Origin of the sequence: Methanobrevibacter sp. (assembly GCF_017431965.1) — an archaeon.
In the GTDB taxonomy this organism is placed as follows: domain Archaea; phylum Methanobacteriota; class Methanobacteria; order Methanobacteriales; family Methanobacteriaceae; genus Methanocatella.
On sequence record NZ_JAFRKB010000006.1, the window covers coordinates 1 to 10,167 of the forward strand.

At 36.9% G+C, this 10,167-nt stretch carries 4 protein-coding genes; 1 reads left to right on the forward strand and 3 read right to left on the reverse strand.

All coding sequences use genetic code 11. From position 1 onward, the window contains the following. Window positions 1–4,521, reverse strand: a 4,521-nt coding sequence (locus IJI93_RS01005; RefSeq protein ID WP_292818603.1) for a right-handed parallel beta-helix repeat-containing protein, incomplete at its 3' end; no start/stop codon positions are given. 158 nt (window positions 4,522–4,679) lie between these two features. Beyond that, window positions 4,680–7,031 carry a right-handed parallel beta-helix repeat-containing protein gene (locus IJI93_RS01010; protein WP_292818606.1) on the reverse strand — a complete coding sequence of 784 codons (2,352 nt, stop codon included), beginning with the start codon at window positions 7,029–7,031 and terminating at the stop codon, window positions 4,680–4,682. Window positions 7,032–7,379: 348 nt separating this feature from the next. Here IJI93_RS01010 and IJI93_RS01015 point away from each other — a divergent pair, with 348 nt between their 5' ends. After that, window positions 7,380–8,978, forward strand: coding sequence for a hypothetical protein (locus IJI93_RS01015; RefSeq protein ID WP_292818609.1), 1,599 nt, complete (start codon window positions 7,380–7,382; stop codon window positions 8,976–8,978). Window positions 8,979–9,212: 234 nt separating this feature from the next. Here IJI93_RS01015 and IJI93_RS01020 read toward each other — a convergent pair. Then, window positions 9,213–10,167: hypothetical protein (locus IJI93_RS01020; RefSeq protein WP_394355670.1), on the reverse strand; the 955-nt coding region annotated here is incomplete at its 5' end.

Below are 10,167 nucleotides of genomic sequence, written 5' to 3' on the forward strand. Positions count from 1 at the left end.
GGAAACTTTAACCTGACCATTATAGTCTGTCTTAAGAGTGGAATTCACACCATCAATGGCAACTGCAATGTTGCTTCCCCTGACAGGCTGATCATTAAACTCACTGGTTAAGGTAATGAGCAGCTGGCTTGCACTCTCATCATAAACCACTGAAAAGCCGGTGCCAACCTTTATCCTGCTTGTGTAAAATGACTTGAAAACCCTTTCCTGACTATGCAGTGAACCGACGGACATGTCAATGAAATTGTTGTCTGTGACAAATTTGCTTAAATCGAAGCTGAATTGTCCAACGCCGTTAATGACCTTGAAGTTTACTTCCTGTTCCTGTTCAGTTCCCTTGTTTAATGTGGCATATAAGTCAAATTCACAAAGGTTTGAAGCGACCTCACCATCTTTTGTAAATGTTATTGAGTATGTTCCGGGAGCCACAACATCAATTTTATCAAATTTGATTTCATAGGTCTTGATTCTTGGACACATGGTTCCTATACCTACGATTCCAGTTTCATTATTCCATGTCTGTAGGGAATTTACACCGTACCAGTTTGCCGCAATTTTCAGCTTGGCGTCGTCATCCCATTCGCCAGGACCGTAAATTCCAAACGGATTGGCGCTCATTTCACCTAAAATCATCATACTAGGACCTCTTGCATTTCTGTAGATTGCATTGTCTGTGATTATAGGTTCAACTGCATCTTCCGCCAGATCATAACCTGCATTAAATCTGATTCCTTCAAGCACATTGTCTGTAATGAGATTGCTGGTGGCTACAATTCCAGTACTGGCGTTTGCATCAAAAGAAATTCCCAAATGATTCCATGTGATGACGTTTCCAATGATTGTAACGTTAACTGCAGAATTGTTTAAAAATATTCCATAACCTCTCGGACCTTCCGGAACTTCCATGGTGTATAAGCCGATGGAATCAGTGATCGTGTTGTTAATTATCTGAGAGTCTGACACACCGAAACCGTATTTGATTCCGTAGTTGTTTTCTCGCAAGTTATTCCTATTGATGAACAGACCGGAAGTTTCCTCAGCGTATATTCCGCTTTCAAATAGGGATATGCTGTTATTGATTATTTCAACATTGCATGAATCGGAAACATCGATTCCATAACCCGGAAGGGAAATGGTGCTGTTGTAGTACTCGCCGCTTTTTGAAGAATCAAGGCTGTTTGTAATGTCGTTGGCCTCGATTCTGACATTATCAGCGCCGACATATATTCCGTCACTCTCATTCGCAACGATGCTGAAACCTGAAATGGAAGTGCTGTTTGCCAATATTATGAATGCGGGGAGTGATTGCTTTGCATTGAGTGTTGTCTCATTTTTCGGTGAAATATCAAGCCCTTTAGATACAATCAATGAAATATTGTCATATTCATCGCCTAAAAAGATGACAATGTCCCCATCATCACAGCTGTCCAATACATTTTGGATTTCGCTGTTAGGCAAATCCTTATCCACATAAACGATATTTCCCTCATCCAAAACTGTAACCTCATTGATTTTGGAATCGGAAGTGTATCTGTCGCTACCTGCGTAATATACCGCAACATCAAAAGATCCTGCTTTTGAAGCGACATTTATTCCTGCTCTTCCGCTTGAATCAGTTGTTTTGCTTATGTTTTTGCCATCAACTGTGAAGATAATCTCCTGGCCTGCAATCGCATCACCGTTCTCATCACATAGTGTTATTGTGAAATTTTTGGATGAACCTTTTGAAAATGTCCTATCATAGCTTTCAATTATGGAAGTGATTCTTTTAGCATTGACATATATTGTGGCTGAAGCACTTTCATAAATGTCGCAACCGCCATAATTCAATTTGACTGAATAGATGCCTTCATTCGAAAATGTATAGCTGATTAATGCCTGCCCATTACCGTCAGTTGTTTCAAAATAGCTTGCACCTTCAATTTCATAGCTGAATTCCTGATTGGATATGCTTTCATTATCATATGTTATCAATCCGACAGGAATCTGTGATTCCACATATGGAAGGACAGTGATGTTTTCGGCAACAAAACTGGTGTTTGCCTTTGCAACTCTGATGTAGCTTGAATTAGAAACGCTTTTATAGATGTCGCTTCCTTCATATAGCGCAACTACATCATAATCCTTTAGCTCATTTAGCTGCAGATCGATTGTAACCTGTCCATTCAAATCTGTGTAATTTCTGTATTCAACCCCATCAATATTGATGATTAATTGCTCTCCTTCAAGAGCTTCACCATCAAAACCTATTAAAGTAACTGAATAATTTATCAATTCATTTGGAAGGGATTCCCTGACCGGAACAATCAATTGGGCATCCTTTGAAGAATAGATGACATGAATGAAGCTGGAGTTTGATGAACCAATATATTTATCATTTCCGGCAAATGTAACTGTTACCTCATAATCAGTATCGTTTTCATCAAACAATACGCTTAATCTGGCCTTACCGTCGAAGTCTGTGGTAACAACCTGACTTTCGCCATCCAAAGTGAAAGTGACATTTTGACCGGATACCGGATTGCAAGATTCATCATTCAGGGTTATTGTATAATAATCGGCAATTCCCGGAACCGCATAATAGTCTTCGCTTTCGATATTTGTAGCTATTTTCCTGACAATGACAGTTGCCTGCGCTTCGCTTGAGAAATAATCAATGCCGTCGCCTTCAAAAATCGCAGCCAAATCATAGGTTCCTTCAGTTGAAAATGATATGTTTAATTTTGCATTTCCCTCATCATCGCTTTTAACGACATATCTTTGAGAATCAATTACAAAAGTGATGTTTTTACCGGCTAAATTGCGTCCGTCACTATCCTTGAGGTTTGCAGTTACGCATTCACCGGAGTTCGGATAAGTGGTTAGATTAGCCAATGTTAAGACAGTCTCTTTAACTTCACCTGGAATTTCTGAATCCGGAATATTCAAACTTTTGAAGGGATTGCCTGTTAAGGAAGGATAAGGGCCAGGGAATGAAACTGTCAGAATATTGTCCTTTGTGTTGTAATCGCCGACGGTGAAACTGGCAGTTGCAGTTCCATTTTGAATCAGCACTGTCTTATAGACATCCCCCTCCTGAGGTGTTGGCTGATTGTTGTTTTTGTTTAGATAAAATGTCACATATATTGAGCTTAAATCTGCAGCAATATCTCCATTAGGGTCAACAACTGAAATTGCATATTTTCCCTTATTTATCTGAGATATATCAGACAAGACCAACCTGTAATTTCCCGCAGACCAAAGCTGGCCCCATGTATAATAAATGGACGGGCACAACTGTTCACTTATCAGATAGGAATATCCCAGATATGCAGTAGTCATTCCTACGCTGTAGTCCCCATTTCCATATCCAACGGCAATATATTCATCCTTGTCGGCATCATAGATGAAGCTTCCCTGTGAGTCCTTATTATATACTATATGGTAGATGGCCCTATCACTATGTCCGAAGATATAGTTGTTGTCAACGCTTGCCACATTTTCGCCCAAACCGTCAGGTCCTATGTTTCTAACGCGATAATCGTATAAAACTGCATAATTTCCGTTTTCCTGCAATACATTGCCTTTAATGTCAAGCCCATTTACATTGCAGTTGATGTATATTCCTGCACCTGAATCTCCATTCCTATTAAAAGCAATATAATTGTTTAATATTGAAAGGTTATCGGCAGATGCCGTATCTATGCCTTTTCCGTTATTGCCTGTGATATTATTGAATAATATTGAGGTATCGCTTGTTTTATCACCAACATAAATACCTGAAGCCTTGTTTGAGGTGATAACATTATTTGTCAATACTGCCCCAATAGATTCAATGAGGTTAATTCCTACATTTGAATTTTTAACCACTGAAACGTTTACAACGGTATTTTGTGAATTCTTGATTCTGATTGCATTAGTCACACTGTTTACAGTACAATTTTCTACAAGGGCGTTTTTTGCATTTTCTATTCTGATTGCATCAGCCTGAGCGGAACTTGTTACTACGCAATTTCTTACAATAACATCTGATGCGCCTCTAATCAGCAGCCCATAGTCATTTTCACCGGACACCATATTATTGTTTATGGTAAATCCATCAATTACAGTGCCGCTGGCTTCAGGGCTTATGTAAAAAATTCCCCTGTAGCCTGACCCCTGAGTATTACTTGGACAAGGAGTCATTGATGTTGCAACATTACTTATAATTGTTAAAGGTTTATCTACAACAAAATGGCAGTGAACATAACTTTTACCGTTGATGATTATTGTATCATTGGCATTTGCATTATTGATAGCTACCTGAATTGTAGAATCTTCCATTTCGTTGTGACCATCTTCTGCATCTATTATGATGACATTACCCTGATATAACTCCTGATTTCCATCGTTAACTTCTAAAATTGAACTGTCACTACCATTGGATATTGATGATACTGCACTTTCACCATCAATACTATCGGAATCCATAGCGAAAGAGGCGTTAATTCCCATCAATACCACAAGAATAGTGAATATCAATAATAATTTTTTCAATTTCATGATCAATCCCTTTATATCGATAATTTTACATGTTTAATATATAATTATATTCATGTCGATATATCTAATTTATTATTTCTAATTAATAACTATTGTTATATTCTTATGTGATAGTTTTTGGAAAAAAATTATAAAAAAAATAAAAAAAGTGAGGATATTTAGAGATCCTCATGTGCTTTTACAAAATTAAAGCTTGCAGTTGATTTAGTGTATTTACCGTTTCCACCGTATGAAGCGCTAATAGAGTATGGGTCTGGGCGTAAATCTGCAGCTGAGAATATAGCTTGACCGTTAGCATCGGTTTTTACAGAGACTTGTTCGCCGTTTAATGTGAATACAACAGTAGCACCTTTAATAGCTGCACCGGTTTCAGAGTTGGTTAATACTGCTACAACTTCTTCTGCTTCTTTATCATAAACTAAAGCAAGAGCAGTTGTTGTTTTATTTTCAACACCTCTAATTGTTGCAGTTGATTTGAAATATTTGGCGTTTCCACTGTATGAGAATGATGCAGTGAAATCATCTGGGTCTACGTCACCTAATGAAAGTTTAGCTTGACCGCTTGCATCGGTTTTTACAGTATTTTTAGCACCATTCAATTTGATAACAACATTAGCGCCTTTAATACCTTTACCTGTTTGAGCGTTGATTAAAGTAGCAACTAACTCGTTAGTATCAGCATCATATTGGGTAGCGAGAATTGTTGTAACTTTATTTACAGTGACATTGAATTCCTCATCGCAACCATTATAATTCTCATCACCGCCATAGACGACAGTTGCGGAGTAGTCTCCTGGATTTAAAGTTTCAGGAACGGCAGTAGCCATACCCGCATCGTCAGTTGTAGCGGAATAAAGCTCTCCATTAATTACAAAGGTTACATTAGCACCAGCAATTACTTCACGGGTAAGACCATCAACTAAAACAGCAACTAATTCAACATTATCATAATCAGCATAGATATTATTAACAGCAAAGAAGGTGTCGTGAACGTCAGCAGGAGCCACATCTACTGTAGCAGTAGTTCCTATGTAGTTATCAATATCTTCAAATGATAAAACAACAATATCATAAACTCCTTCAATAATGAAAGAACCATCGAATTCAGTTTCAACTTCACCATTGAAAAGATCAGTTGCGAAGGAAATGGTTTGTCCAGCAATTCCTTTTCCATTGAAGTCTTTTAAAGCACCTTTAATAGTTGAATCTCTAAGAGAAGTAATAGCAATTGTAGTAGGAACTTGTGCGGCAACGATATGAATATCACCTAAGTCATCTCCCCATTTTTGGGTCCAGTAAACTGCAGCTCTTGCACCGTTGAGGGTGTTGTTAGCTATGTCAATTGCACCGGTAGGGGTGATTACATCATTGTAGGTTTCAAGGTATGTTAAGAATACAGAGCCCATTACGACTTTTTCAAATCCTGGGTCATATTCGTCCATAGGCAATACGGTGTTGTCAGTAATGGTGATGTTACCGATGTTACTTGCACCACCGTGAGCAGTACTTCCTTCTAAAGCTTTAATTAACATGTTTCCATTTCTTGCATAGAAAGTGTTGTCAATGATTTCAAATGTATCGGAAGATTTTTGAACACTGATTACAGGTAAATCTTGGAAGTCTACGGTTCCATTAGTACCATCTGCAGTATATACATCAGAGGTAAACCATCCGCAGTTAATGAATGTGTTGTTTGCAATTAAAGTACCTTCAGTAGATTTTCCACCAAAGTAAATGGAAAATGCATTGAATTGGAACATATTGTTAATAATGGTGGAATCATAAGAACCTCCTGCAACGGAAACACCGTCACAAACGGTACCTGCGAAAAGACAGTTATCTACAGTAGTGCCTTGAGAACTCATTACGCTGATGTGGTAAGTACCTCTGTCTTTAGGTCCGTCCGGAATGTTGTTAATGAAAGTTGCACTTCCACCATAGAATTGTGAATTGCTGACGGTTGCGTAGTTTGCAGAGTTGATTGATACACCTACGTTATACCAATTTTGGAATGTACAGTCATCAATAACTACATAATCAGCACCAGAATAAAGATCAATAGCAATTCCAACTGAGGTCTTTACACTTTTACCTTTTGCATCTATCATACCATTATATTTGTATAGATAGTTATCTTCATCATCAATGTTGACAAAGGTAATACCTTGGAATATAGTTCCGGCTCCAGTAGCTTCAACTTCAAAAACACCATCAGGCATTTGGGAACCGTTAGCATAGATTATTGCACCTTCACCAAGGAAAACTAACTCTTTGTCTACGGTTATTGGATTATTGAATGTATATCCTGTATCACCTAACATAATTGTGTCACCATCTGTAGCATTAGCCATAGCTGTGCTAACAGCTACATCGTCATCTCCGTCGACGATAATTATCTTACCATCTTCAGCACCAACAGCAGCAGCATCGTCAGCTGCTGATACTGCACTTACGGAAATTGCGACAAGTAGGATTAATAAGCAGGACATTAATATCTTTTTATTAACCATAATTTTTTTTCTCCGTTTTTTATTAATTAATTAATAACTAACATTAAAAATAAACAATGAATAAAAAAAAATGTTATTCATAACATCAGTTATAGGTATTTATATTCGATATGCAATATAAAGATTATCGTTTAAGTTTATTAGATGAATAAGCTTCAATTTAATAAAAATAGTTTAATAATAAACTAATTTTAAAAAAAATAAATTAAACCCTAATTTTTGATAAAACAATCCCATTAAATGAAATAATAATGTGAAAAATCATTTTTTAAGAAAAAACTAATCGATGCGAAAAGTATATTATATTGATAATTATATAACAAATATTAATAATTAAAATCGAAGGGGGTGGAAAAAATCAAAGCGGATATAACTAAACTGTTCATAATATTATCAATATTTTTCATTTTGGTAAATATTTCGGCAATTAGCGCAAATGAACTAGAGGACAATATTATTTTAACTTCCGATGCAAGTCCATTAGACCTATCCGGTGGAAATCAGATAACTGTCACACCAGAACAAGATTTAAAGCAGATAATCCTTGATTCTGAAGTTAATGACGTGATTATTTTAGAGCCTGGAACCTATAAGGTGCATAATGTTAATCTGACTAAAAACATTACATTGCAGGGAAATGGAAATCCTAGAGACATAATAATTGATGGTGAAAGGATATACGGCATTTTCCTTGTAGAAAATAAATCAGTCCATGCGAGATTTAACAACATCACATTTATTAACGGCGCAAACCCTGATTATGGAGGCGCAATTTCAATGTACAGCGGGAACGTATACATAAATAACTGCCATTTCATAAACAATACTGCTTTAGGTTCTGCCGGTGGAGCAATAGCGAATTTCGGTATTGACAACGTTTATAAACGATTCCATGTTTATGCCTATTTATTTGTAAACAATTCGTTTTTTATCAATAACCATGCCGACCACGATGGCGGCGCAATTACAACAGATTTTGCTAATGCAGACATCTATAACTGTGTCTTTATAAACAATACAGCCGGCCGTGATGGCGGTGCCGTAAGGGTAAACCGTGAAGGCCACGGCAATGTTCAGGATTGCATTTTCATGTATAATTATGCAAAAGAATGGGGCGGCGCATACTACAGCTGGGTTGGTGAATCCAATGTTGAAAGATGCGTATTTTTAAACAATACCGCAGGCACTAACGGTGGCGCAATAATGGCTTCAGCAAATATTAACATCACTGACTCCATTATCGTCAACAACACCGGCCAAAAAAGTGGAGGCGCAATATTCATCAGACAGCCAATGAACAGGGAACCTGCTGGGTTCGTTCTCAAAAACAATATAATAACAAACAACAATGCCCCTCTTGGAAAGGAGATTAATATTTACTGGAGAGAGAAAGACAACTACTATCTGTTCCCGTACCTTGGCGGCAATGATTGGGGAGATGAAGATCCAAATGACCCTTCAATAATTGATCCTAGTGGAGTTATCGCGGATAAACGAAGAACCGTAACATCAACAATCAAATCTGACCTATTGGATAATTTAGATATGGGCATGATGGAAAAATATGATGACTTGATTCAGGCAAACTTCAGAAGGAACAATCCTCAAAATGAAAATTTAAATCCTGTAAACTCAAATAACCAAAGTAATACTGATACAAACAGTGATATTATTAATAATGCTACACAAACAATTGCAAATGCAACACAAACAATTGCAAATACGGCGCAAGCTGCTGCAAATAGCTCACAGACATTGCAGGAAAATCTAATTGGAGATAGTGATGTTGGAGATTTAGCATCTGTTGCGGAAAGCAGAAACGCTTATGAATTAAATGAAAAGTCTGTAGCGAAACAGGCTTCTCCACATATTGAATATACATTAGCATTAGCAATAATTGTATTTTTAGCATTGTTTATTGGTTATAGAGAAAAAAGCAGAGAGTAAATAGTTTAACTATTTACTTAACTTATTTTTTTTAATTTTTTGTTTAAACATGCATGTAAACAGGTTAAAAACATGCAAGAAATTTGACCACCATCAAATATTTGATTTTAACCTACATTAATCAGCAGCCTTTCTAACTAAAAGCCGTTTAAAAGCATGGAAAATGGCATATTAATACGCTGAAAATTTTAAAAAAAGATATTTTACAATTTTAAAAAAAAGAAAAAGTGAAGATTACATTTTAGATTTCATTTCCTTAATGTCATCTTTATAGTAATAAGCGATTGTCAATAAGATCAGCAAGACTATGAATGACATTCCGGTTACTCTAAATATGTCTTCGTCTTCAATAACAATTCGTTTTGCAACTGACTGATCACCTGAAGTGGCACCTGAAGATGAATCCCCACTGCTTGTGGAAGCACTGGCTTGGGATGTAGTGGCTCCTGAATCAACGCTTTGTGAAACTTCATTTACCTGGCCACTGGCTCTGCTGCTCGGGTCTACATTTTGACTTGAAGTACTGTTGCCTGTAAAATCACTGCTTTCGATAGATGATTCCCCATTGCCTTTGGTGGCCTCACCGTATGCAGCTTCTCCAATGTAATCACCTTCACCAGAACCTCCCATACCATCATAAAGACCATATGAAATGCTTGGATATGAATACTGTTGAGATTGACCGCTATATTCATTAATGTCTGCAGATGAATCCCTATTATAATCCGCAGTTTTAGGAGTCAAATCAATAGATGATTTAAAAATATCCTCACTCACACCAGATACCTTAAATACTGAAGTTCCGCCGGATACGGTAATACTAACAGTTTGACCATCATCAGTTTTATAGGTTAAAGTCCTATCAGGAAGCAAACTGGCCACATTTCCATTTGAATCCAAAAATGTTACCTGGAAATAATCTCCGCCAAGATGGGTCACTGAAAAATCAATTATTCCCGCTTTGACCTTAGGACAGATTGTACCTCTGCTGTACCAATTATCTTCCAGCTGTAACTGTTCAACCTCATCATAACCAGTTTCCCTAGCTTCTATATGTTTGTTATTGAGAACAAAAGCATTATAACTAATTTCCTGATTATCTGGCCTTGTATATTCATCAGTGAATTGTATTGCTATACGTTTATGGTTAGAAATTACATTTGACTGGATTAAATTACTGCCGACATCA